We start from the raw sequence: 24,521 nt of genomic DNA on the forward strand, positions 1-24,521 counted from the left end.
CCATCACTCCTGCATATAGTTTCGTTCCCTTTTCTATATGCAGGCGGGATCTTGAGTATGATATATAAGAAAAGCGGCAGTGCTAGCCTGCCGCAGTGAATACTCCCTATTCTATAATTAACTCCAATCCTGAATATTTAATTCAATCATTAATCAGACCGCCGCCTGAATCTGCTTCGTATAGAAAAAGCGCACAATGAAGAAGTAAACCACCTGGATGGCCAGGAAAACACTCAGAACAGCGACAGATTCTTTAAACAAGTTAAAGTAGAACAGATTTGATAACGCAGTCAGGGCCACAGCACCATGAATAAGAGCGACGAGGATAGGGGCGAAAAATAGAATCATCGTCTGTCTGTTTAAGACCTTTTTCAGCTCTTTACCGGTCAGCCCCATCTTAGATATCGACCTGAATTTTTGTTTATCTTCATCCAGGTCCATGTAAAGCCTGAAGTACAGGAAGCTGCCGGCTGATACGAAAAAGACAATTCCGATAAACAGACCGACAAATAATATGGGCCCGTAGCCTTTCATTATTTCATTTATTTCGTATTCTACGGATGTAATTTCATATCTTGGCAGTTCCTTGTAGAGCTTTTCAGAAGCAGCCATCACCCGTTCCTCGCCATTTGTTGCCTGCCAGGCATAATAGCTTTCTTCCCAAGTCGGTTCAGGAAGTTTTTTAAAGTCTTCATCAGACATGATAAAATAGGAATCTATTGCCGGCAGGGCTTTCGAATGAATAGCTTCTTTCGGTTTCAAAACTGTGCCGGACGTCAGTGTAATAGTTTCATTCAGGAGGTCCTTCGATTGCCCGAGGTTGGTGCCTTGATACTCCACCACCACTACTTGTCCTTCTTTTAAAATAACGGGATCTTCGCCAATAAGGGAGGCAAAACGGTTAAAATCGGATTGGCTGGCAATCTGAGTGGAATTTCCGCCCACTTCAAAGCTCTGCAATACAGTATGTGCCGATTCGGTTTCAATGTTTTCTTCCTTCAATATTCGGTCGATAGCCGCAACATTTTTCTCTTCTTGATCTTCACTTGTTTTATAGGAAAACGTTGTGGCATTCAGATCTTTGATACTGGAGGTCAAAACCGTCTGAAATCCGAACAGCGTGCCGATTGCACTAAAGGCAACCGTTGAAACCATGGCCACCATGAAGAATGTCCGCGCATTATCCTTCATGCGGAAAGCTAAATCAGAAAACAGCAGCATATTCGTCTTAAACCAGAAAACCCGCTCATTCTTCTTTAATCGTCTAATGATAAATACGCTTAATTGCGTAAATAACAGGTAGGTCCCAATGCAGACAACGATGATCACCGGCACCATCGCCGCTACTACCATCACACCTTTTGCGAGTAAAGCGACTGCATACCCCGCTCCTAATAAAAGGACCGCCAGCATCGTTAAGAAAAGGTTCGCTTTTGGTTCACCCTTTGACATCTTATTTCCTTTAATTAATTCAATCAGCTTTTTGCTGCGCAGAACATACGTGACAAACAAGGAAATAAAGAAAAATAAAATGATGAAAGATATAAAGGTAACCAGAATGGCTTTCACCGGAAAATAAAAAGAAAGCGTACGTTCAATAATCAGCACATTCTCAGCCAGCAGCAAAATCCCTTTTGCAAACACAAGGCCCAGGAGAATACCGCCCACGGTTGCCAATAAGCCAATCAGCATATTTTCCAAAAAGACCATGAGGCGGATTTGTTTCATGCTCATGCCCTGTATCATTAATAAGCCGAATTCCCTTTTTCTGGACTGCAAAAATGAGCTCATCGAATACAACACAAAAAAGAACGAAAACACATAGATAATTCCGGCTGCTGCATTCATTCCCTTCGTGACAGTTGAGTTCATCGCATCCCCGCTTAATGCAGGATGATTTGCAAAAATCGAGAAGGTAAAGAAGACCATGACCGTAAATAAACTGCTGAGAAAATAGGCTGCATACAGCCGCTTGTTGCGAATGACGTTGTTAAACGCGAACTGACGAAAGGTCATGTGCATCCCCTCCCAGCAGCGAAAGTGTATCGATGATCTTTTGGAAAAAGGCCTGGCGGTTATCGCCGCGGTGTATCTCCGAATAGAATTTTCCGTCCCGGATGAAAATGACACGGTTGCAATAGCTCGCCGCCTGGGCATCATGGGTGACAAGCATCATGGTGGTCTTCTCCGTTTTATTAATCGATTCAAGCATTTCCATTACATCCTTGGAAGACTTGGAATCCAGATTCCCTGTCGGTTCATCTGCCAATAGCAGCTTTGGCGTATGAATCATCGCTCTTGCCACAGCCGCTCTTTGTGCCTGTCCCCCGGATATTTCATACGTCCGTTTATTCATAATGCCGGTAATCCCCAGTTTTTCAGCAATTTGATACGCTTTTTCCTTCATTTCCTTCACTTTTTTTCCGTCCAATGTCAGCGGAAGGACCATATTTTCTTCAACCGTCAAGGTATGAAGCAGGTTGAAGTCCTGAAAGACAAACCCCAATTCACGGCGCCGGAATTGAGCAAGCTCCTCTTTTTTTAAGACATGTGGATTTCTTTCATTAATCAGGATTTCCCCTGTGGTCGGTTCATCAATGGTGGCAATCATGTTCAGCAGCGTCGTTTTCCCGCTTCCCGAAGGACCCATGATTCCGACAAACTCCCCTTCTTCAATCGTTAAGTTAATATCGGTTAACGCACGATAGGCGATCTTTCCTTCATAAATCTTGCTTACTTGTTTTACTTTTAGCATCACAAGTTCTCCTTTCACATTCTGTTGACTTGTGATCAGTATATCGTCTATTCCCAGTTCCAAAAATCGATTTTTCTTTCACTTACCTTACAAGATTGTAAGGTTCTGTGTTTTTCCGAAAATCAGCCGGAAAAGAGACCCTTCACCAAGTGTGGATTCCAGTTCAATCCGATGGCCAAGGTAGTCGGCCGCCTCCTTCGTCAAGTACAGCCCCATACCTGTGGACTCTCTGAATTTCCGCCCATTTTCACCGGTATAAAAAGGTTCAAACACACGGCGCTTATCCGCTTCCGGAATGCCGGCGCCAAAATCCTTCACTTCTAAGACAGCTTCCCCGTCTTTTTCATAGACGGAAATATCAACCCTGCTGCTCTTTCCCCTGGAATACTTGACCGCATTATGGATCAGCTGAGAAAGCATAAAGAACAGCCATTTCTCATCTGTCTCCACGATTATGTTTTCTTTTTCCTGCAGAAGATTCGGATACACTCCGTTCCGGATATAAAACCGTTTGTTTTCGCCATTTACTTCATGAATGATTTTCGATAAGTGTACAGGTTTGATATGAAAATCCTGTTCGATTGTCCGAAGTCTCGCCATATAAAGGATCGTGTTCAAGCCCGTTTTCATCCGGTCTGTTTCTTCCCGGATGCTTGATGAATCCGGTTCATCCAGGTTTTGTGCAATCAGCTCAATGACAGAAAGCGGTGTTTTCATCTGATGGACCCATTGATCCATGAACTTCAGGTGCTCATCCTGCCTGGATTCCAGCGCTTTGATTCTTGTTTGATAGTGTTTATACTGGGCCTTCATCAGTTCATCAAGAGCCCTGGATATGGGGGAGTTTTCCGTTGTCTGAAAGGAATCGTCAAGAGAAGAAAGCTCATTTGTCAGCCTCTTATAAAACTTGCGGCGGCTAAAATAGTGGTAGGCAAGGTAAACCGTGAGAAAGAATAGTCCGAGAAATATGCCATAGAGAGCCGGCAATAGACGCTGGTAGCCATCAAGCCAGTAAATAGCCAGGACCACAAAAAATTGAACAATCTGTACAGCAATTAATAGCGCGTGCTCTTTAAAAAATAATTTCATGTCTCTCCAGCCTTTCACCAGGTAACAATCAAACGATAGCCTGCCCCTCTCACGGTTTCGACCGCTCCTGAAAGCCCAATTGCCTCAAATTTTTTTCTTACCCTCGCCATATTTACATTCAGTGTATTTTCATCCACATAAACCTGCTCATCCCAAAGCTTTTCAAGAAGATCCTCACGCCCGGCCACTCGCGGGTGCCGCTCCAGGAGACTTTCGATAATATCCGCTTCTTTTTTAGACAGCTGGACCGCTTTATCACGAAATGTGAGTTCCATTCTTTCCGGAAACAGCTTTAACCCTTCTATTTCAATTATCCGTTCCTGTGCCTGCGGGGCATACTCCCCGTAAGCCCGGCGCAGCTGGCTGCGGATTTTCGCCATCACAATTTCCGGGTGAAACGGCTTCGTGATAAAATCATCCCCGCCATTTTCAAGCGCCATTACCTGGTCCATCTCCCCTACCCGGGCGGAAATGAAAATGACCGGACAAATGGACTCCTTTCGGATTTGCCTGCACCAGTAATACCCGTCAAAGCTCGGAAGATTAATATCCAAAAGGACAAGATCCGGCTTCTGCTTATGAAACTCTGCCATTACATCATCGAGCTGTTCCGCCATAACTGCCTGGTAGCCATACTTCACTAAATAAGATTGCAGGTGCTCCGCAATTTTCGGGTCATCCTCAATAATGAATACTTTCTGCATCCTCTCACTCCTTTATCTTAGAAAATTATGCCATAGGGGGGACGTGAAAAAAAGAGCTGCGTGTGCACCCCTTTCTGAACTTCATGCAAACATTAGATAAAATAGAGCACTGCTCCAATACCACCTGCTAACATTAACCCAATGCCCTTTTTAAAGTATCTTTGTCTGAAAGCGCCCACACATCCAGAAACGAACCCGCTGAACATTAAGCCTGCGCCTACATGCTGCAGGAGTTTTATTTCTGAGATATTGCCGGTAATAAACACCTGGAAACCAATACAGGAGAAAACAAACAGGAGGAACGAGGGGTTCTTCAACTCATCTTTAACATCCTGCTTTTCTTCATTATCCATTTTTTTATAAGTTTTTCTTATACTGAAAATAGGAATCGCCCATATTAAAATGATGATACTAGCCTGGATGATTTTCATATTAACTCCTCTTGAAAGATAGTAATCTATTACTAAGTAATCATACCATATTTTAACAAAAGGAGAGCGCCATCCAATGGATAGGCGCCCTATTAAAATACTTATGATAAATGCTTTATTTTCCTGTCAATCGGTGTGCGTTCCTTCGCTTCCGGCAATTCCTCAGGGAATCCCACTCCCAGAATACCGACTACATCGTAATCATCAGGGACATTTAAAGTCAATCTGGCTTTAGCTGAAGTACCGAGAGAAGACCAGAATGTCCCCACTCCTGATTCCCAAGCCATCAGCATGAAGTTCTGGATAAAGCAGGATACGGCAGCCATATTCTCTGTTCGCTCAAGAGCTGTTGCTCCATGTTTGGACAGAATCGCCAGCACAACAGGGGCACCGCCGAAATCGGTTTTATGATTCAGCTTGGCTCTTGTTTCCGGACCAGCAAATAATACTTCCCATGGCTCTGTCATTTTATGGTTGGGTGCCATGCTTGCAGCCTCCAGCCAGGATGTGATTAAACTATGCTCTACTTTATCAGATTTGAATTTTTTTATGTTGCGGCGTGTTGTAATGATTTTCTGTATATCCACTGTGTATTTCCCCTTTTTGTTTATTTACTATATATATTACTAGATTAATTGGATTTTCGGTAATCCCTGGTCCGGACAGGCTTTTTATTTGAAGCTCAATGTTTCTCTACCACCCCAGGCTCAAGGTTTCCTTCAGAAGCTTTTGAGGACCCTATCAATACGCCAATTCCAAGCAGCAAAAGAAAAACCCCCAGCCAGGAAGTCATGTTTAAAGATTCCCCTAATAGAAAAACGCCTAATAAAGCTGCAGTTAAAGGTTCTGCCAGCGCAAGTGTGACCGCCGCTGAAGAGGAAACATGGACAAGCCCCTTTGAAAACAGAAAATAGGCAATTCCCGTAGTCAGGATTCCCAGGTGCAGACTGACAGTCACCCCCCGAACACTCGCAAGCCAGGACATGTCAAAAATAAATAAGAACGGCGACAGCAAAATGGCACTTAGTGTGAATACAACAGCTACGACTGATAGGGATGAATAATTTTCAACCAGGCCCCTGCTGACAAGCGTATAACCTGCAAATGTCAGACCCGCCCCCAATGCCATTAATAGGCCAGCCGGATCCATATGAACCGAACTTTTGTTCATAAAAAGCAGAACACAGCCAAAAATGGACATGGAGGTAGACCACCACCAAATGACAGAAGGGCGTTTTTTTAGATACATCCATTCAAGAAAACCCGATAAGACCGGCGCACTTCCGATCGCTGTCACGGTCCCAATGGCCACCCCTGTAAAGGTCACGGTTGAGAAGAATAATGGCTGGTACAGCGCCATGCAAAGCGATGCCATAATGGTGTTCTTAATAGGCCAATTTTTCAGGTTCAATTTCCCCGCCATCAGAACCATGCATAATAAAAATAAACCGCCTGCCGCCAGACGGGCAGCCCCGATGGCAATCGGGTGTGCGTTTTCCGGCGCGAATGCCTGCGTGGTACCCGTGGTCCCCCAGAGCACTCCGGCAAGCAATATATAAAACGGAGCTATTTTCACACTCATGTTCTCACCTCCATAAAAAAAGATAAAAGGAATCATTAAACTTATTTTAGAAAATCCCCTTAGAATTTTCTTTACCGAGTTTAATATCCCTTTTATCCATTCTTAAGGATCCTGGTTTAAAAATATTTAAAGTTTTTCTTCCTTTGTTATTTTTTTATACCTAACAAATCAATTTATCCAAAAGGGTCTGTTCATTCAATGCGATTTCAATTGAATATTTCATATAGCTTTCCTCAATTAAATTAGCTGAAGAAGGAATAGACCAGTCTTCACCAGCAACTTCAAATATAAACCTGCCTCAGAACTAATCACTTTAATAGTAGAGACCGTTTGAGACGCAATACACTCTAAAGACCATTGCTTGAAGTAACTTCTTGTTTTAATGATTCATCAGGGAGATTTTTTAATCCAGTTTGTAGCAACTGCCTCAAATTTCGTGATTTCAAAAAATTTGCTTAAGGAATGATACATCTTAAGACACCTCTCCATTTATCGTCATAATAACATTTTCCCTTTTATTAAAATTACCTCCTCGTTTTTTCTATAAAATTGATTAACCCTTCTATTCACCATCATATTCCTCTTTAGCAGTGTTAATTAGATTATCTACATTTAAAATATTGATAGGCTTCCCTCCAATATCCTTAACAGTAGCACTATTAATAAGTAATTCTTTTAATTCATGAGGTTTAATTGTTGGATGTTTGCTAAGGATTATTGCGGCTACACTTGATAATATAGGGGCAGCTGCAGAGTTCCCTTCAAATTCGATAGATTTATCACTATTTGGCACTATTGTTTCTAGTTGATGACCTAGAGCAAAAATATTAGCCAGCCCAATATCAGATTTGTTTAGAACATCTCCACTACTATTAATTCCCCCTACACTAATAACTCCATCGTATGATGCTGGATAGTATTTTTTATTACTACTTTTATTTCCATTTGATGCAACTATTACAACACCTTTATTCAATGCGTTCTTTACCGCGGCCTGTAATTCAGGTCTATTCTTAGTAGTACTTGAGCTAATATTTAGGATTTTCACACCTTTACTAACAGCAAGATTTATAGCATCTGCGAGCTGTTCAGAAGTCATTCCCATGTCCGTCCCTGCTTGTATTGATATAACTTGAGCTTTTGGAATTAACCCAGATGAATTAGCGATCATAATCCCGGCTACCATAGTTCCATGATATTGTTGTGAATATTTTGAAGTCTCATCTAAAAAATATTGCGAAATATGGGCATTCTTAAAGGACTGATGGGTAGTTTGAATACCTGTATCAATTATCCCTATCTTGGGTGTAGTCTTATTATAAGGAAAAATATTTTCTCCATTTATAATTTTAAAATGATTAGCCCCTCCCTGAGTTACTAAAATAAATTTATATAATGCAAAAGTTGAAATTAATATAATTACTGATACTGTAAAAAACTTTCTATACATTGATTTTACCTCCCTAATGTAAAGCTTACTTGACTGTAAAGTTCACTTTACATTATAATAAGATTAATACGAAGTTAAAGAGTAGGTGATATTTATTGAAGGGAAATCAAATTCTTTATAACAATATTCCGACACTTAGACAAGAAAGAAACATAACTCAAGAACTGTTAGCAAAAAAAGTTGGAACGAGTAGACAAACAATAAATTCTATTGAAAAAGGACGATACTGCCCATCATTGCCTTTAGCTTTAAAAATTTCCAACGTTTTTAATTTAAAAGTAGAAGACATCTTTAAATTTAGCAAGGAGGAAAAAAATGAATAAAAGAATAGCTTTTACTTGTGTCGGTGTACTCTTTAGTATTTTTTCTTTAATCATGATATTGGCTGCAGTTATGGATACCTCAAGTAATGAACTTAATTACAATTTACTTACTACTATAGCGTTAGCAGTTTTCTCATTTACACTTGCTTATTTGTTACCTGAAATTCAAGATTATGATGAAAGAGGTAAATTAATTAGAACTAAAGCTATAAAAGGTACATTCATATCTGTCGTTGTTACCTTAGTATTCATTTTAATAGGATACGCCTTGAATCTCGTTATCTTAGATACAATGTCAATTATAATAATCATTATGTCCGGTACAATTATCTTTAGTTCTATCTGGCTACTGATTATTGCTCAAAAAAACTAAATGCAAACTAAAAGCTTGCTACATTTGTAGTAAGCTTTTAGTTTGGATATGCACTTTTTGTAAGAATTGCACAATAAATGTTAATTAGATATTATAATCCTTTTCCCTCATACCCGCTCCAACACAATACGAAATTGTTCCGCTAGTGACACTACCAGCGGCAAGTAAGCATCCTACGCATGCTGCACCTGCTGTTGCTATGCATGCTGCCCCACAAAGAAATCCGAGTGCTGAGACTATTGCCCAACTAATACCTTTACTGCTAAGGCAATCTTGGAATACTTTCCATGACCATTGTGGTTCAACGTCAGGTTTATCAAATTTGACATCATCTACTAGGTCACCATTTAACCATGTTTTTAGCTCTGCTTTTTCTTCAGTTTGCATTTCTAAATTTACCTCAACTATAGAATCAATATTTTCTTCTTGATTGAAGATTATAGCAACTGAGTTAAAGTTCTCTACTTCATTTTTCCCTTTATTAGCAACTCTCACAAAAAATTTACCATTTTCTAAAACCTTTACCAATGCATTATTAAAATCTAAATTATTATGCTTCAAGATAACTAAATTTTCTTTCTCTTTTAAATGTTTCTTAGCTTTGGATAGTAAGTTCTTCTCTTGCTTTTTTCCTACGCCATTTGTCTGCTCGTTGAATTGCTCTACGATATGTGATAAGAATGGTGCTTCATCATTTACATTTTTTATTGCAGCTGCAGGTTTAGAAAAAGAATAGATAGGTAATGTAACAATTAGTATAGATACCGTAATAATTTTTAACATCAAAGGTAAAAAGCTGTTTTTCATAAAAAAAACTCCTTTTATTTGTTTTCACCTACTTTTTATTTTTTCAATGCTTGACCAATACACCAGCCGATTGTCCCACCAGAACCAGCAGCTCCAGCATACAAACAACCTACACAAGCAGCTCCTGCTGTAAAGAGACATGCAGCACCACATAAAACACCAAGAGCAGCAATCACAGACCATGCAATTCCTTGACTTGCTAGGCAATCATTGAAATAAGACCATGACCATTGTGGTTCAACGTCAGGTTTATTAAGTGTTACATCCGTTACCCTATCCCCGTCTAAATACGTTTGTAATTCAGCTGTTTTATCAGAAGTCTCTTTAAGAATTACTTCAAATGTTGAAGTTACTTCTTTACTCGAATTAAGCGTTAGTGAAACTCCATTAAACTTTTCTACATCGCTTTCTCCTTTACTTGCTACCTTTACGAAGAAATCCCCATTATCTAAAGATTTTACGATTGAACTTTTAAAGTCTAAATCATTAAAGGCAATGGAGGATAAAACTTTCTCTTTCTGCAAATGTTTTTTTGTGAATTTGATCAGATCTTTTTGGGTCTTCTCACTTACATTATCTGTTTGTTCTTCAAAACTTTCTGCCATTGTTGCAATATGATTTGCAACCCCTTCAACTTTTTCCTCTTCAGCTCCTGCAACCCCACTAAAAGAGGATACAGTAACTGCTACTGCCATTACACAACTAGTTACTAGTTTCAGAAATGGCGAAAAATCACTCTTTTCCATACAAAACACTCCCTTTTTTGGATATTTCAACAAAAATATTAACATATTTTTCTATAAAAATTACAAATAATTACTATTTTTGTAATTTCAGTTAAAATTACCTAGGTTACAATTAGTAAAATAGTAATTTATTTTTTTCAGTCCTTGGTAGTGAAAAAGTGCTAGTTGATCCATTTTATATTGAGAGGCAAGTTCACATTGCCGATTTATCATTCTATTTTTTTTTGCCCTGGCGACAGGGTTATCGTAGTAAGGATAGCCGATCGTTTTGTCCACATTTTCCTTGAAACAAGCGGGTCTCCATCACCATCCTTCAAAGGAGCGGTTCCACCTGGTGCATTCATGTATGCGGTACCTGCCAGAACTTTCTAAACCGAACCGGGGGGGGGGGAGAAACACGGTGTTTTTCGGATCCATCTTTTTTGGCCTCTTCATTCAAGAACAAAAATTTTTCTGTTCTTGAAGCTTATTTCCGTTAAATATTGCTGTCTCTCCTAATTAAGCTGCTCCAATTCAAGCAGAGTCTGCTTCATTTCAATGCCCCCGCGGTAGCCGGTTATCGCACCATTTTTGCCGATGACACGATGGCATGGGACCGCGATTAACAACGGATTGGCACCGATTGCTTTCCCTGCTGCCCGGACTGCCTGCGGCCTGTTTATTTTCTCTGCGATGTCAGAATAAGAGACTGTTTTTCCGTAAGGAATCTGCGCTAATGCCCCCCAAACTTCTTCTTGGAAAGGAGTCCCTTTCACATCAAGGTCCATTGAAAAAACTTGTCTTTTTCCCTGAAAAAATTCCTGTATTTCCATCATGTATGGCTGCAATGCATCTTTATTTTCCGCAAGCACTGCAGCTGGGATATATTTCTTCAGGGAACTTTCAAATTCCTCAAACTCCGGGTCAGATCCAATATAGCAGAGACCCTTTTCTGTTTTCGCCAGATAAAGGCTCCATTCCCCTTCCTGCAGGTTCGCCCATTCAATGTTCATTCTTTCTCCTCCCTTGTTTTGTTTCTATATGCTGCAGGGGTTGTGCCGAGCTTCTTTTTAAATAAAGAGATAAAATAAGGGGTGCTGGGGAATCCTGCTGATGCACCGACATCGGCAACCGAATGCTCCCCAGTCTCCAGCATATGAACCGCTTTTTCGAGCCGGATATCCTGAATATACTCTGTGGGCGACTTCCCGGTGACCCGTTTGAACACCCGCTGCAAATGATAGGGACTTCCATGAAAGAGGTCCCCCAGTTGATGTAATGTAATCGAGTCTTTATAATGCTGATCGATCCACCCGGTTATTTGTTTAATCCATTCTTCTGCAGGCAGGCTGATCCCTTCCGGTTTACAGCGCTTGCACGGTCTGAAATTTTCCGCCATTGCTTGATCAGCATTTTTAAAAATAGCGACATTGCCGATATTCGGGACTCTCGATCGGCACGATGGCCTGCAGAATATTCCTGTCGTTTTAACGCCATAAAGAAAGAGATCGTCATAGGATTTATCGCAATCCTTTATTGCAGTCCAGTATTCTTCCGGAATCTGTTCATAAGCCACATGCGCTCACCTCTGCTAAAAAGTATACACAAAAAATACTCATCATCAGCCATTTCCTATATAAAAACGCAAGATAACGTAATCCTGAGGACTTACAATAAAGAAAAGGGGGAATCAAAATGAGCTTTCAATTGGTTAACTGGAAAGATGCTGAAAATGGTCTGGTGCTTTTCACTCCGCCTGAATTCAGCTTTTCCGAAAACCTGCGATACTTGTCACGTTCGGCAAATGAATGCCTTTATGAGATTTCCGGCGAGGCCATTAGACGCGCTATTTCCATCAGAGATGAAAAGCTGCTGCTAGAAATAAGCGGTGAGTCAGATCAGTTCCTGGCCGTCAGGATTCATAAGCCTGTCACGCATCAAATGAAAGCGGAGATTGCGGCATATATTCATGATTGGTTCGACCTGGGAACCGGCCTGACTTCATTCTATGAAATGGCGAAAAAGGATCCCTTGCTTAAAAAGCCTGCTGAGCAATTTTTTGGACTGAGAGTTATGGGAATTCCCGATTTATTCGAGGCTCTGGCCTGGGGAATCCTCGGGCAGCAAATTAACCTTACATATGCATATACACTAAAACGGCGGCTCGTTGAAAAATATGGGGAGTCGCTGGAAAACGGCGGGAGCAAATACTGGCTCTTCCCTGCAGCGGAAACGATTGCCGGGTTAACCATCGAAGATCTGGCCGACTTAAAAATGACCGTTAAAAAATGCGAATATCTGATAGACACAGCCCGCTTAATTACAAACGGCGAGCTGTCGAAAGAGGACCTGCTTAAAGGCGATGTAAAAGCTGCAGAAAGAAAACTAACGCGAATACGCGGCATCGGACCCTGGACAGCTCACTATGTCCTCATGCGGTGCCTGCGGTTCCCGAACGCTTTTCCAATCGATGATGTCGGGCTGCATAATGCGATTAAAGCGATCACAGGGTCTGAAAGGAAACCGGCGAGAGAGGAAATCCTGAAATTTTCAGCTCGCTGGGAGAATTGGGAGGCGTATGCTACTTTTTATTTGTGGAGAGTGTTATATTAAATTATTTTGCACTGTGCCATTGCCGCAAATCAACGTGAAGCGGAGTGGCAGATAAAATATAATTCTTGCCGATTTACTTTTGAAAGTGACCGATAAAATAAAAATCTGGCCGATTTCAGCAGCCGATTGACCTATAAAATGATCAAAAGCACAGTAAAAGGCCGTCAATTAACGGCCTTTTTACTACTTATATCAAGTTCAAGCTTGTAAATGAGATCAATCATCCGCGTCCCGATCATCTGGCAGATCACCGCATAAACAATAACCTTCCAGTCCACGACAACCCCTGTAAGCAAAAGCAGACTGCCATTTATGTAAAACAGCGTCCGTCCCGGCGCACTTCCTCTTGCTTTGGAAATGATTAACGCGAGGATATCCATGCCCCCTGACGAAGCGCCCATCCGGAATAAGATGCCGACTCCAACTCCAAAGACTGCTGCTCCAAGCAAAAGATCCAGGAGAACCGGATTCAGCGGTTCCGTTATGTATGGAGTCAGAAAATCAATCGTAACCGAAGTAACCGAAACACAAAACAGCGTCCAGATCACACTGCTTTTCCCGAGCCATTTGGCCGCTGCCAGCAGCAGGCCCACATTCAAAATCCACAATGTCACCGAATAAGGGGTGTCCAATAGATAATTGAATAAAACTGCCAGACTCGCCGCTCCGCCGGAAGGGATAAAATGCGGAAACAAGAAAAAGGTCATCGCGATTCCCTGGATGCCGGCAGCTATTCCTAAAATCAAAGATTTATAGAGTACGTGCATAACAAAAACTCCTAACTTTTTTCCTCACTCTATCTTATAATATTTTCATAGAAGACGAAACTGCGAGAGGTGAATAGAATGACCATTCCTTTTGAAACAGACCGGCTCCAGCTCCGGACCATGCAGGCCGATGACCTGGATGCAATTTCTGAGATTTGGGGCAGTCCTGAGGTAATGAAACACTGCGGCGGCGCCAGTACAAAAAGCCGAATCCAGCGCTCCATTGACTTTTACCGGAGGCTGCAGAATGAAAAAAGCTACTCTGTTTATACTGTTTTGCTAAAAGAATCCTCCTCCATCATCGGGGTTTGCGGGTTTAACCCGACTGAAAATGAACACGAAGTCGAGCTTCTCTATCATTTTAATCAGCATTACTGGGGCAAGGGGTATGCTGCTGAAGCTGCGGCTGCGTGCGTGGCCGCTTTAAGGAAAAGTTGCCTGAATGTGCGGAAAATATCCGCGGCAGTGGATCCGGCCAACCCTGCATCCGGAAAGGTGCTCGAAAAAATCGGCATGACTGCGGCCGGCATGAAGTGGTTTGAAGATACACAGCAGGAAGAACTCTGTTATGAAATGGAATTTACATAAACAATTGTCCTTCTTAAATAAAAAACGAGTCTGCACTTGCTGCAGACCCGCCTCTTCTATTCTATTAAAATCCAACCGCTTTTCTTCCGCCCACAACAGGAAGACTGATATAACTTTGCCCCATTTTTACTTCAAATGTCGCGCCTGTTGTTGAAGGAATGGCACGTCTCCGGTCACTTCCGGCGATGATGATGCCAATTCGGTGACCTTCCTTAAATACGTAGTCTTCGGGCAAAACACCCCATTCAAACTTATAATTCTTGCCCTCTTTTAAAGGGTCGTCCTGCTCAATCGTTTTCCAGTTCTGCGGATCAAACCATCCTCTTGTCACAACTTCATATGGTGCTGTGTGAGTGGTTTTCTCTGTTTCTTTGTAGCAGGCATCATCTGTTGAACTGCTTTCTCCCCAGCAGGTTTCTGTATCAAGTGTCCGGACACCCTCTCCTGGACCTTCATGATTGATGCGGGTATCTGTTCCATAGTCTACAATGAGAACTGTTAAGTTGGAGTCTTCTTTATCTACCTTTGCCCGAAGTGAAATTTCAGGTATGCCGCTCAAACGGACGTCTTCTTTAAGCTGTGGAGATAAAAATGCCAGGCGATCGCTTTTGACAGCCGTTTCATTCGTGACCATCTGCTGCTCCGTTTGTGTTGGGTTATCTGTAAAAGATTGTTTAAAATTGCCCTTCACAGGTCCTGTTGTCAGCGTGCCATTTGTCTGGTCATTCTCGCCTGGTGCCAGACGGATCTTGACATCTGCCGCATTTTGATCCGGCCAGGAAGCTTGAGTTTCCCAATTATCCGCGCCTCTTTCAATATCAACAGCGGGCTCATCCATAATGCCATTCTCCATATCCATCAGCCAGTAATCAAACCAGCGGTGAAGGGTATCCACCCACTCTGCCCTGCGGAAGTCAAATGGATCGACATGGCCGGTTTGAGTGAGCCATAATTTACGCGGTACATCTTCTTTCGCAAGTGCTGTCCACCAGTCCGCAAGGTGATTCATTTTCACATTGTAATCGTTTAATCCATGGACCGCAAACACACTTGCTTTTACGTTTTTAACGTCTTTCACGTAATTTCGTTCATCCCAAAACTCAATATAATCGCCTGATGGATCATCCGCTTCTGAGTTCAAACGATCGAACACCGGCTTGCAGGCCTCTTTGCGGGAGCTGCTTGCAACTCTGCTGGCCAGGCCGCCTGGCCCGTTGTTGTAATATGTAAGTCCCTCATAACGGTAATAATTGTACCAGCTGCTTATGGCTCCAATTGGAACAATGGTCTTTAAGCCTTCTACTCCTGTAGCGGCAACCCCATTTGCCAGTGTACCATCATAGGACTTTCCAATCATGCCTACATTCCCGGTTGTCCATTCTGCTTTCACTTCGTTATTATCTTGATCCCATGCCTTTGCTCTGCCATTCATCCAGTCAATTACAACACGGATGCTCTCAATCTCTTCATATCCGCCAGTTGTCGGGCAGCCATCAGAATTGTTCGTTCCAACCATCTCGGGCAATGCTACAGCATACCCTCTTGGAACAAAATAATTATCATAAAATAGAGGAAACTTCTCGTTCACGCCATCCTTGTCCCGGTCTTTCACTTCACTTTCATTTCCGCGCCCAAGACTCTCATAGTACGGGCTCGCATCCATGATCACGGGAACCTTCAATCCCTCTTCTGTTTCTTTCGGACGGATGATATCTACGGCAATCCGGTCTGCTTTTCCGTTTTCATCCGAATCAAGTGTGGACTCGACATAGACTGTCTCACGAATCGCCTCTTCATATGAATAAATTGGCTGAGACTTTACATCCTCGATTTGTGCTGCCTGTACAGGCTCTTCTTTCGCAGCTGCATTTGAAGGCGTGTAGGCAAGTGATGATAGAGTCATAGAAATGACCGCTAACACAGCTGCAGGTCTGAGAAGCTTTTTCTTTTTCATATAATCCCTCCTCTACTATTAGCCACTCATTATATTTCGAGAGCAGAAATATTAATAGATTACTTTTTCCTAAAATTCAATATTTTTCAAAAAATGTTTTTTATAAGGAATAGGAGGAAAGTCTTGTAAGTGTGAGCTTCGCCAGTTTTGCTGAAGTTGAATCTGAGGGAGGGAATTGGCAGGAGCTTACCGCCAGTTTTAACAAAAAAAAGCCTGGCACTCATCAAGAGCACCAGGCTATCCATTAACAAACCGAATCCGTTGATTTCGGGTTTTTCAATCCAAACAGCGGACGGATGAACAGAGCAACGCCGGTTCCAAGCATCGCCATGATCGCCCATACCCAGCCGTGCAGGCTGAAGGATGCAATTCCGCCGAAATAGGCGCCGATGTTACATCCGAATGCGAGACGGGAACCATATCCCATCAGCAGTCCGCCGACAATCGCAGCACCTGCTACACCCGGCTTAATTTTCCCAGGCTTGAACGTTCCCTGTGATGCCGCTGAAATAAAGGCACCCAGGATGATGCCGAAGTTCATAACACTTGTAGAATCAGCAAGAACAGTGTTTTTCAAAGCCGCTAAATTGGGCTCACTTGCAAAATAACCCCATGAGGTTACGTCGATGCCCATTGCCATCAGCGTTTTTCCACCCCATAATGCGAACGCGGATGTGATGCCCCAAGGCGTTCCGCGGACTGTCAGAGTCAATGCATTCAGTAAAGCCAATACGATTGCCGCTGCGAATAATGGCCATGAGCCCCGCAGGATTTTTTTCCAGCCGGCCGTTGTAGGCAAGGCTTTCATCATTGGCGCTTTACGCTTTTTCGCGATTTGCAGGGTCACCCAATAGATTAAGGCAAACAACGCAAGCTGCAGAACCAATGCTCCGCCGTATCCGAGTCCCGTAGAGGTAGCCAGGGAGATTGGCGGCAATGACGGTGTTTCTTCCATCCAAAATGAAAAGTGGTACGCTCCAATCGTGGAACCAGCGATGAAAGAAATCAGTGTCAGGATCATGGAGGATTGCCCTCCGCCTACAGAATATAAAGTACCGGATGCACAGCCATTCCCAAGCTGCATCCCTATTCCAAAAATAAAGGAACCAAACAGGACGCTGACTCCTACAGGAGAAACATATCCTTTAGGCTCAATTCCTGTAAAACTGAAGCCTGTGCTTAAAATAATTGCAAATAAAGCTGAAGCAACTGCCAGCATCAGCATATGCGCCTGCAGGCCCTGCCCGTTTCCGACGCTTGCAAAGCGCCTGAATGCAGATGTGAAGCCGAAGCGGGCATGAAGCAAGGTCATGCCGAGTGCAATTCCAATAATAAATAGAACTCCCTGTGTCATGTTCGCTGCATTTATAATGGAAATGAACAAAATGATAGCTGCAAGAACGCCCGCTGCAACAAAAGGCTTTTGAATCGGATTTAAGTTTGAAACAACTGTTGTTGGTGCTGAAACCCATGATTTACTTTTAACTTCTACTTGAGCCAACCTTATTCACTCCTTTTCTTATCACTTTAGTCGGATTAAAGTGTTATTCTATACTATATTTTTTTAAAAGTAAATGGTGAATTTTTCTCCAGCCCGAAGATTTCCTGATATAATTATATATTTGGAGAGTCATAATTTTAAAGACAGGAAAGGAAAGGATATCATTGCTTAAGCGGTTAAAATGGCCATCATGGGTATTATTCAGCATCTTCATTGCAGGCATCTATTATTTCATCAGCTCTGGAGCTGACACCAGCCTGCAGGCCTTTTCCAGAACAGAAACAACTTCCCCGGCAGCTTTCCCCGGATTAAACCTAGAAACCCGGACAAAGGAAACGAAATCTTATACCCTTGCGATCAGTACTCCTATAACTAAAATTGAGAATTTAAACAAACCCATGAAAGAGTGGATTCAGGCTCAGGAAATGGAATTCCTGGAACTTGTGCAGGCAAACCGGCAAGTGCTGGACAGCGAAGAATTCCGTGCCCATCTCAATATCAAAGCTGAGCCGAAAAAGGCCTCCGATACCATGTACACCCTGGTATTTGAAGCCTACCAGTACACCGGCGGCGCCAATGGGCAGGCCGCGGTCAAAACGTTCACGATCGACCTTGCGAATCAGAAAATGGTGCAGCTTGCCGATGTCATCCATATGGATGAGGATTCCCTGACAACGCTCAGAACGATGATAAAAAACCAAATTGGCCAGAAGGAAGAGCTCCAGGACTATCTGTTTAATGACCTGCTGGACGAAGCGCTGAAAAATCCGTCGAGCTGGAAATGGTCACTGAGCGGCAAGAATTTCACGCTTTATTTTAACGAATATGAAATTGCGGCAGGCGCAGCCGGAGCGGTCAAGGTGAAAATTCCAATCGAACAGATTCGTCCCCTCTTAAAGGATGAAATTGCCCTGCATTTGAAGCTCCCTGACATCCAGCTGCCTGAACCCGAAGTCGAAGAACAGGAAGCAGCTCCACTTGATCCAAACGGCAAGTATATTGCTCTTACCTTTGATGATGGGCCGCATCCGAAAGTCACACCGCTTATATTGGATATTTTAAAGAAGTATAACGCAAAGGCTACCTTTTATATGCTTGGCAGTCAGGCGCAATTTTATCCTGCACTCGCAAGCCAAGTGGCTGCGGAAGGCCATGAAATCGGAAATCACAGTGACAGCCATGCGGACCTTTCTTCTCTCGGCGAAAAAGAAATCCGCAAAGAAATGGAAGAGGCCAGCGCCAAAATCAAGGAAGCAAGCGGCCAGCTTCCCGCAACCGTCCGTCCGCCTTATGGCGCCATGAATGAAGATGTGAAAAAAATTGCCGGAATGGCCCATACACCGCTTATTCTTTGGTCTGTCGACTCACTTGACTGGAAAACACTAAACGCTTCATCGATTCAAAAAATTGTGAAGGCCAATACCGTGCCAGGCTCAATCGTCTTAATGCACGACATCCATATGCCAACTGCTCAAGCACTTCCAGACCTGCTGAAGTACCTGGAAAAAGAGGGCTACGAATTCATTACCGTCTCCGAGCTTCTATCCCTGCAGGAACAGGAAGTGACCGGTACGTTTTTTGGAAAAAGATCATAAGCATTCAGCAAAACGCTCAGGATTCTTCCTGAGCGTTACTTTTTAAGTCCCTGTCCCCTTTTCAAAAAAGGGAATGGAGCCGCCGCCCGCCCCGTACACCTCTCCTCGATGCGTCCAGCCGTATTTTTCATAATACCCTTCCAAATCCGTCTGAAGATAGAGTTTTTTAAATCCAAGGTTCGCCGCTTCTTCAATAGCATGATCAAGCAGCCGGGCGCCAAACTGCTTCCCTCTGCAGTCCGGGTCAATGTACAGACATGCCAGCCACGGATGCAAATCCTGCCGGCTATTAAGATCATTGCGGATTAATGCATACGTGCCAATGAATTGCTCATCCTGGATGGCTGCATAAAACCTCGGAATCCCGTCCTCAGTTTTCCCGGAGTGAATCATGCAATCCTGGTAAAAAGTGAAGTTTTCTTCTGTTCCCCACTTCTCCCAAAAAAATTGAACTGCGCTATCCAATAAATGAGGATGTTCGTGAACTGCGATAATTCTCATTGTCATTCCTCCCGCATTACTTATTCCTCCCTGGTTTTGATAATTCCTTTTTTGGGTGGCGGAACTCTCTTGATGACCAGCGGGATTAAGAGGCTGTTTGTTTGCTTGCGGCAGGCTGATTTGAGGGGAATAGTTGGATTGATTATTGCCGTTCACTGGACATTTCACTTATGAAAAGTCGCCTATATTAACACTTTAAAGGCTTAAGATGTCCACCCCTCTCTTTTTTAGCCGAGGGCTAAAACTCCAAATAAATTTTTTAGGAATAAAATTTTCCAGCAAGCGAAAGTTAATAATATTTATGTCTTTACGAAAGGATAACCCGCAATGGAGCGATTTATTAATGAAATAAAAGCAGAGCTTGGGAACAACGGAGATTTTCATCTTCAAAGGGACTATCTTGCCGATGCTGCCGTGATGCTGCTGGGATTTAATACACTCATCGATTTTATTAAAACTAGAACGGTGCTTCACAAACATGCGGAGAGTATCCTTTTGCAGAATCAGCCTGCTGAGGACTTATGGCGGGCCATTGGGGAAGTGTTTGAAGGGGATGTCCAAAAAGCCATTTCATCCATTTATGAAGGCAAGCTGGTAATCCATTTTGAAAACACCGACCGTTTTATCATTATGGAGCCTGTATCCGCTATGCTCGATCGTTCGATTGATTCACCCACAAATGAAAATGTTATTCAAGGGGCATTGGATTCCTTTACAGAAGGAATCGATACTAATATCGGCAGCGTCCGAAAACTGATGAATTCAGACGAAATCAGAATCGACTCTTTTTTAGCCGGCTGCAGCCGCAAAAACAAATTATCCTTGCTGTATTTAAACGGCCAAGCGGATGTGAATCTGGTTAACAGCATTCGTAATCATATTGAAAAAAATATCCAAATGGAAGCATGTGATCTGCAGGGGCTTGCCAAAATGCTGGGGTTTCCGTCTTGGAATGCGATTTCAAAGTTTAATACGACTGAGCTGCCCCATCATGCGGTTCAGAATCTGAAAAAAGGAAAAGTCGTTCTGTTCGTAGATCGATTGCCTTTTGCTCTCATTCTCCCAAGTCTGTTCTGGGATATGTTTGCTATTGAAAATGACCGGAATTTTCCTCTTCCTATTATGTTTGCCATTAGGATTATCAGAATCATCGGCATTCTGGTGACGCTGATCAGTCCTGGGCTTTATGTGGCTTTGGTCTCAGTCAACCCTGAAGTATTGCAGATTCAGCTTGCTTTATCAGTTGCCCAAAGCCGTGAGGGGGTTCCATATCCGGCTTTGGTAGAAATTATTCTCATGCTAGTCATCCTTGAATTAATCCTGGAAGCAAGTGTAAGGCTGCCGAAATCCATTGGCCCCACCATTACAATGGTCGGAGGAATTATCCTGGGACAGGCTGCCGTGGAAGCAAAATTAGTCAGCAATCTGCTGATCATCATTCTTGCCGCCACAACCATTGCCAATTCAACCATCGTCGGATTTCAGAATGCTGTCTCCATTCGGCTGTTCAAATACGCCATTGTGCTTCTCGCGGCAATATTTGGCATCTTAGGGCTGGTTGCCGGCTTGGTTTTCATTGGCGCTTACCTGGCAAGCCTCAATACCTATGGAAAGTCCTATCTCTACTTAAATGTAAAAGGGAATGAAAGCAATGGCGGATAAAAGTTTGCATGTCATGCTGATGTACATCATCAGCCATTTGGGCCTGATTTTCTTTATGTATCCGGGTAATGTGATTTCAAGTACAGAACAGGGCCACTGGCTTCCTGTTCTGGTTGGCGTGATCATTCATTTCATTTTTATCTCTATTTATATGAAGGGACTAAGCTATTTTCCGAAAAAAGACATCATTCGCATCTATGCGGGGATCGGAAAAGGCACAGCGATCCTTTTTATCGCCCCGGTTTTCTTATATTTCAGTATGATTTTATTAATTACGCTCCGGGCCTATGCGGAAATCATTACTATTGTCTTTTTATCAAACACTCCTTTATGGGCCATCATGCTCTTATTGATATCTATTTCGACCTATATAGCAGCCAAAGGAGTCGAAACGATTTTTCGCACAGGACTCCTCCTATCCCTTTTATTTCTTCCCATCATCATCTTTATTTTCTTCACTTCTTTTCAAAACGTGGATTGGAGGTACTTAGTTCCTTTAGATGCAGATCTCGGTTTCATCATAAAGAGAACATACTTGGAAAGCTTTTTTGCTTTTTCCGGAGGCTTTCTATTTCTCGGTTTTGTCCAGCCTTATTTCTCCTATGACAGAAAATATATATTATGGGCCGCTGCCTTTCTTATTCCCTTTTTCCTTTTTTCAGTCTATATTCCGGTCCTGACTTTTGGGCAGGCCACCTCAGCTACAACCTTCCTGCCCTATGTTGTGGCCGTGGATGCCATTAATATTAATTGGCTGATGTTCGACAGGGTCACGATGTTTTTTCTGTTGAGCCTCATCTCCTTTATCATGCTTTACCTTGCCCTTGTATCCTGGAAAATAATCAGAATCTTAAGTCATTACCTTCCTTCCATTAAACCAGTAAAATTGTTGCTCGTCCTATCTGCCGCAGTCTATTTTTCATGTTTTTTAATCCCGGACTGGAAAGATGTCGAGAAATTATTTTGGTGGAATACGTTCCTGAGGTTCTACATTTTGATAGCCATTCCATTTTCAATCTTTTTCTTTGGACGCCGCATGAAGAGGAAGGGTAAAAATGAAACCATTTAATTTAAAATCTAAAGCCCCTATTACTGTCTGTCTCCTTCTGGCAATGATGACATTAACCGGCTGCTGGGATATTAGGGATATCAATCATCGGACACTTCCTGTTGTCCTTGGCATTTCTACTGTTGAAGACGATCAATACAAGGTTTTCCTAAAAATCCCTGAGCCTGTGGAAGGGTCTATGGAAGTAAAGATTGTATCCGGCACAGGGAAGACCATTTCCCACGCGGTTGATGTCATCAGCCGAAACATGGAAACCAGCGTAGATCTGCTTCATGTAAAAGTCATCATGATTGAGCGGAAAACAGCGGAGAAAGGCATGAAAGACATCATCGCCGGTTTCATGAGATCACGGGAGGTATCACCAAAAGCACTAGTCACGATTTGTGACCAGAACATGGATGAATTTTTTTCGATACTCTCAGAATCAAAGAATCTTAAAGGAACCAACATGTTCGATTATTTCGAAAAAAATGCAGGCTGGAATCCGGAGATTGCCCTTACAAGGATATGGGAAGTCTACCGCAGCATCCATTCCTATACACGAGATGTAGCTATCCCCCTGATTGTGACGGGAGAAACGACAACTTACGAACAAGCAGGCTCTGCCGTTATTAAAAACGGAAAGATGGTGGAGCAGATCAGCAATGACGAAACCCTGCTATTTAACGCTTTTAATAATGAAAGCACCCATGGACAAATTGAAGTCCTGAATCATGCAAGTGTCATGATCATCGGCAACTCCATGGACCACCATACTGACTTGACTGATAAACAGCCAGTTTTGAAGAGCCGAATAAACCTAAAGGTTGTTGTACTTGAAACAAGAGGCAAAACATCCAGTGCCATGATCAAGAAAGAATTGAGCCATCTCCTGTCAAGCCGATTCAGCAGCATGTTAGCCAAACTCCAGGAAGGCGAAGCAGATATTTTGGGCTTAGGCCAATTGTATCGCACTAAAATCGACCGAAAAGAGCTGAAAAACTGGCGGTCCATTTACTATCCAAACTTGAAATCTGATATACAATTCCAGATAGACATCCAAAATGAAGGTTACTTAAGAACAACTTGATGGGACAGTGAAGCTGTCCTTTTCAGGTCAGGCAGGAATAAGCTTGATAATTTTGCTGAAATGAGGGAACTAATCGGTTGCGGTTGTGTTGCTCGTCGTCGGTCTACCAATCTGAGGAGCACTATTTTGCCTGATTAATGCCGCTCGCCGTCGGTTTTCCAATCCAAGGGGTAATATTCTGCCAGATTAATACCGTTCGCTGTCCTTTTTCCAACCGAAGAGGTACTATTCCGCCCGATTAGTGCCGCTCGCTTCCCGATTTCTAATCTAAGAGGTACCATTCCAGCCGATTAGTGCCGTTCGCTTACCATTTTCTAATCTAAGAGGTACTATTCCAGCCAGTTAGTGCCGCTCGCTTACCATTTTTCACTCTAAGAGGCACTATTTCTCCCGATTAGTGCCGCTCATTCCCTTTTTCGGCAGCTTAAGTTTGCAATCGTTTCTCCAGCACGATCTTATGCAGTCCTTTGTCATCCGTGTAAGTTTCAATAACATCAAATCCATGCTTAATATTCAAAATCAGCATGCCTCTCCATTTGTTCATCGTCTTCGTCCGCACCATCTTAAATCCCATTTCTGTTAAATATCCATGCTGCTTTTCCATTAGCATGGAAGCAATCCCGTTCTCCCTGTATTCAGGGTCTACTCCGCCTAACCAGCTATAAAAGGTATCATCATCAAGGCGATATCCCATTTTATACCCAATCACTCTTTCTTCCGCCATAGCTGTCTGCACCAGCAAATGAGGTTTATTTTTCATCTTACTGACTAAGTCTTCAGAGTCGCTGAATATGTTCCTATGAAGTTGTATGATTCCTTTTAAGATGTCATCCCCTGGCATTGAATAAAAGATATTTAATTTCATATGTCCCTCCTGCTTAGAAAGCTTCTCTTCTCTTTAAATATAGCAGTTTTAGACTACCGCTGCCCTCTGCTATTCGTTATTACAGGCATCCAGTCTTA

The 24,521-nt window shown here is 42.6% G+C and carries 25 protein-coding genes; 8 read left to right on the forward strand and 17 right to left on the reverse strand.

Going from position 1 to position 24,521, the window contains the following annotated elements; translation table 11 throughout:
* Positions 1-153: 153 nt before the first annotated feature.
* The 8 genes from AC3WTL_RS15395 to AC3WTL_RS15430 all read right to left on the reverse strand — a co-directional run bounded on the left by AC3WTL_RS15395 (position 154) and on the right by AC3WTL_RS15430 (position 8,011).
* Positions 154-2,016, reverse strand: coding sequence for an ABC transporter permease (locus AC3WTL_RS15395; RefSeq protein WP_248349047.1), 1,863 nt, complete (start codon positions 2,014-2,016; stop codon positions 154-156).
* Positions 1,991-2,755 carry an ABC transporter ATP-binding protein gene (locus AC3WTL_RS15400; RefSeq protein WP_048009528.1) on the reverse strand — a complete coding sequence of 255 codons (765 nt, stop codon included), beginning with the start codon at positions 2,753-2,755 and terminating at the stop codon, positions 1,991-1,993. The genes AC3WTL_RS15395 and AC3WTL_RS15400 overlap by 26 nt, the downstream gene beginning before the upstream one ends.
* Before the next feature lie 87 nt (positions 2,756-2,842).
* Positions 2,843-3,844, reverse strand: a complete 1,002-nt coding sequence (locus AC3WTL_RS15405) for a sensor histidine kinase (protein ID WP_248349048.1) — start codon at positions 3,842-3,844, stop codon at positions 2,843-2,845.
* A gap of 14 nt (positions 3,845-3,858) precedes the next feature.
* Entirely contained in the window at positions 3,859-4,548 is a 690-nt protein-coding gene (locus tag AC3WTL_RS15410) for a response regulator transcription factor (protein WP_226619540.1), read from the reverse strand.
* A gap of 92 nt (positions 4,549-4,640) precedes the next feature.
* Entirely contained in the window at positions 4,641-4,979 is a 339-nt protein-coding gene (locus tag AC3WTL_RS15415) for a hypothetical protein (protein WP_226619541.1), read from the reverse strand.
* A 101-nt stretch (positions 4,980-5,080) separates the two neighbouring features.
* Positions 5,081-5,566, reverse strand: a complete 486-nt coding sequence (locus AC3WTL_RS15420; RefSeq protein WP_135149199.1) for a nitroreductase family protein — start codon at positions 5,564-5,566, stop codon at positions 5,081-5,083.
* 95 nt (positions 5,567-5,661) lie between these two features.
* Positions 5,662-6,561, reverse strand: coding sequence for an EamA family transporter (locus tag AC3WTL_RS15425; RefSeq protein WP_492369709.1), 900 nt, complete (start codon positions 6,559-6,561; stop codon positions 5,662-5,664).
* 562 nt (positions 6,562-7,123) lie between these two features.
* Positions 7,124-8,011, reverse strand: coding sequence for a S8 family peptidase (locus tag AC3WTL_RS15430; protein ID WP_222498267.1), 888 nt, complete (start codon positions 8,009-8,011; stop codon positions 7,124-7,126).
* Between the two features lie 95 nt (positions 8,012-8,106).
* Between AC3WTL_RS15430 and AC3WTL_RS15435 the strand changes: the two genes are divergently transcribed.
* Positions 8,107-8,334: a helix-turn-helix transcriptional regulator gene (locus AC3WTL_RS15435; protein ID WP_248349049.1), complete on the forward strand. Its 228-nt coding sequence runs from the start codon at positions 8,107-8,109 to the stop codon at positions 8,332-8,334.
* The gene (locus tag AC3WTL_RS15440; protein WP_222498265.1) at positions 8,327-8,707 is read left to right on the forward strand and encodes a hypothetical protein; all 381 of its coding nucleotides are present in this window, start codon (positions 8,327-8,329) and stop codon (positions 8,705-8,707) included. The genes AC3WTL_RS15435 and AC3WTL_RS15440 overlap by 8 nt, the downstream gene beginning before the upstream one ends.
* A gap of 84 nt (positions 8,708-8,791) precedes the next feature.
* Here the strand turns inward: AC3WTL_RS15440 and AC3WTL_RS15445 are convergent, their stop codons facing one another.
* From AC3WTL_RS15445 to AC3WTL_RS15460, 4 genes are all read right to left on the reverse strand, one after another.
* On the reverse strand, positions 8,792-9,514 hold the full coding sequence (locus AC3WTL_RS15445; protein ID WP_248349050.1) for a hypothetical protein: 723 nt from the start codon (positions 9,512-9,514) through the stop codon (positions 8,792-8,794).
* A gap of 35 nt (positions 9,515-9,549) precedes the next feature.
* The gene (locus AC3WTL_RS15450; protein WP_222498261.1) at positions 9,550-10,260 is read right to left on the reverse strand and encodes a hypothetical protein; all 711 of its coding nucleotides are present in this window, start codon (positions 10,258-10,260) and stop codon (positions 9,550-9,552) included.
* Between the two features lie 494 nt (positions 10,261-10,754).
* The gene (locus AC3WTL_RS15455) at positions 10,755-11,252 is read right to left on the reverse strand and encodes a methylated-DNA--[protein]-cysteine S-methyltransferase (RefSeq protein ID WP_248349051.1); all 498 of its coding nucleotides are present in this window, start codon (positions 11,250-11,252) and stop codon (positions 10,755-10,757) included.
* On the reverse strand, positions 11,249-11,815 hold the full coding sequence (locus AC3WTL_RS15460; protein ID WP_222498257.1) for a bifunctional transcriptional activator/DNA repair enzyme AdaA: 567 nt from the start codon (positions 11,813-11,815) through the stop codon (positions 11,249-11,251). The genes AC3WTL_RS15455 and AC3WTL_RS15460 overlap by 4 nt, the downstream gene beginning before the upstream one ends.
* Positions 11,816-11,934: 119 nt before the next feature.
* On the opposite strand from AC3WTL_RS15460, the gene AC3WTL_RS15465 reads away from it, so the two are divergent.
* Positions 11,935-12,852, forward strand: coding sequence for a DNA-3-methyladenine glycosylase family protein (locus tag AC3WTL_RS15465; protein WP_248349053.1), 918 nt, complete (start codon positions 11,935-11,937; stop codon positions 12,850-12,852).
* A gap of 164 nt (positions 12,853-13,016) precedes the next feature.
* Here AC3WTL_RS15465 and AC3WTL_RS15470 read toward each other — a convergent pair whose 3' ends face one another.
* Positions 13,017-13,619, reverse strand: a complete 603-nt coding sequence (locus AC3WTL_RS15470; protein ID WP_197246941.1) for a YitT family protein — start codon at positions 13,617-13,619, stop codon at positions 13,017-13,019.
* A gap of 78 nt (positions 13,620-13,697) precedes the next feature.
* Here AC3WTL_RS15470 and AC3WTL_RS15475 point away from each other — a divergent pair, with 78 nt between their 5' ends.
* Positions 13,698-14,207: a GNAT family N-acetyltransferase gene (locus tag AC3WTL_RS15475; protein WP_248349055.1), complete on the forward strand. Its 510-nt coding sequence runs from the start codon at positions 13,698-13,700 to the stop codon at positions 14,205-14,207.
* A gap of 64 nt (positions 14,208-14,271) precedes the next feature.
* Here AC3WTL_RS15475 and AC3WTL_RS15480 read toward each other — a convergent pair whose 3' ends face one another.
* Complete coding sequence (locus tag AC3WTL_RS15480) at positions 14,272-16,161, reverse strand: Xaa-Pro dipeptidyl-peptidase (protein ID WP_248349057.1); 1,890 nt, start codon at positions 16,159-16,161, stop codon at positions 14,272-14,274.
* A 244-nt stretch (positions 16,162-16,405) separates the two neighbouring features.
* Entirely contained in the window at positions 16,406-17,662 is a 1,257-nt protein-coding gene (locus tag AC3WTL_RS15485) for a YeeE/YedE family protein (protein WP_082138966.1), read from the reverse strand.
* 164 nt (positions 17,663-17,826) lie between these two features.
* Here AC3WTL_RS15485 and AC3WTL_RS15490 point away from each other — a divergent pair, with 164 nt between their 5' ends.
* The gene (locus AC3WTL_RS15490; RefSeq protein ID WP_163144962.1) at positions 17,827-19,257 is read left to right on the forward strand and encodes a polysaccharide deacetylase family protein; all 1,431 of its coding nucleotides are present in this window, start codon (positions 17,827-17,829) and stop codon (positions 19,255-19,257) included.
* Between the two features lie 42 nt (positions 19,258-19,299).
* On the opposite strand, the gene AC3WTL_RS15495 is transcribed toward AC3WTL_RS15490, so the two are convergent.
* Positions 19,300-19,758 (reverse strand): GNAT family N-acetyltransferase, encoded by a 459-nt coding sequence (locus AC3WTL_RS15495; protein WP_048009543.1) that lies wholly within the window; start codon positions 19,756-19,758, stop codon positions 19,300-19,302.
* 327 nt (positions 19,759-20,085) lie between these two features.
* On the opposite strand from AC3WTL_RS15495, the gene AC3WTL_RS15500 reads away from it, so the two are divergent.
* From AC3WTL_RS15500 to AC3WTL_RS15510, 3 genes are read left to right on the forward strand one after another with little or no spacing between them, the layout of a single operon-like run.
* Positions 20,086-21,420 (forward strand): spore germination protein, encoded by a 1,335-nt coding sequence (locus tag AC3WTL_RS15500; protein WP_492369710.1) that lies wholly within the window; start codon positions 20,086-20,088, stop codon positions 21,418-21,420.
* The gene (locus AC3WTL_RS15505) at positions 21,410-22,489 is read left to right on the forward strand and encodes a GerAB/ArcD/ProY family transporter (protein WP_492369711.1); all 1,080 of its coding nucleotides are present in this window, start codon (positions 21,410-21,412) and stop codon (positions 22,487-22,489) included. The genes AC3WTL_RS15500 and AC3WTL_RS15505 overlap by 11 nt, the downstream gene beginning before the upstream one ends.
* Positions 22,476-23,558 (forward strand): Ger(x)C family spore germination protein, encoded by a 1,083-nt coding sequence (locus AC3WTL_RS15510; protein WP_492369712.1) that lies wholly within the window; start codon positions 22,476-22,478, stop codon positions 23,556-23,558. The genes AC3WTL_RS15505 and AC3WTL_RS15510 overlap by 14 nt, the downstream gene beginning before the upstream one ends.
* 424 nt (positions 23,559-23,982) lie before the next feature.
* Here the strand turns inward: AC3WTL_RS15510 and AC3WTL_RS15515 are convergent, their stop codons facing one another.
* Positions 23,983-24,423: a GNAT family N-acetyltransferase gene (locus AC3WTL_RS15515; protein WP_492369713.1), complete on the reverse strand. Its 441-nt coding sequence runs from the start codon at positions 24,421-24,423 to the stop codon at positions 23,983-23,985.
* Positions 24,424-24,521 lie beyond the last annotated feature (98 nt).

The organism is Cytobacillus sp. EB106-05-05-XG126 (genome assembly GCF_058791715.1).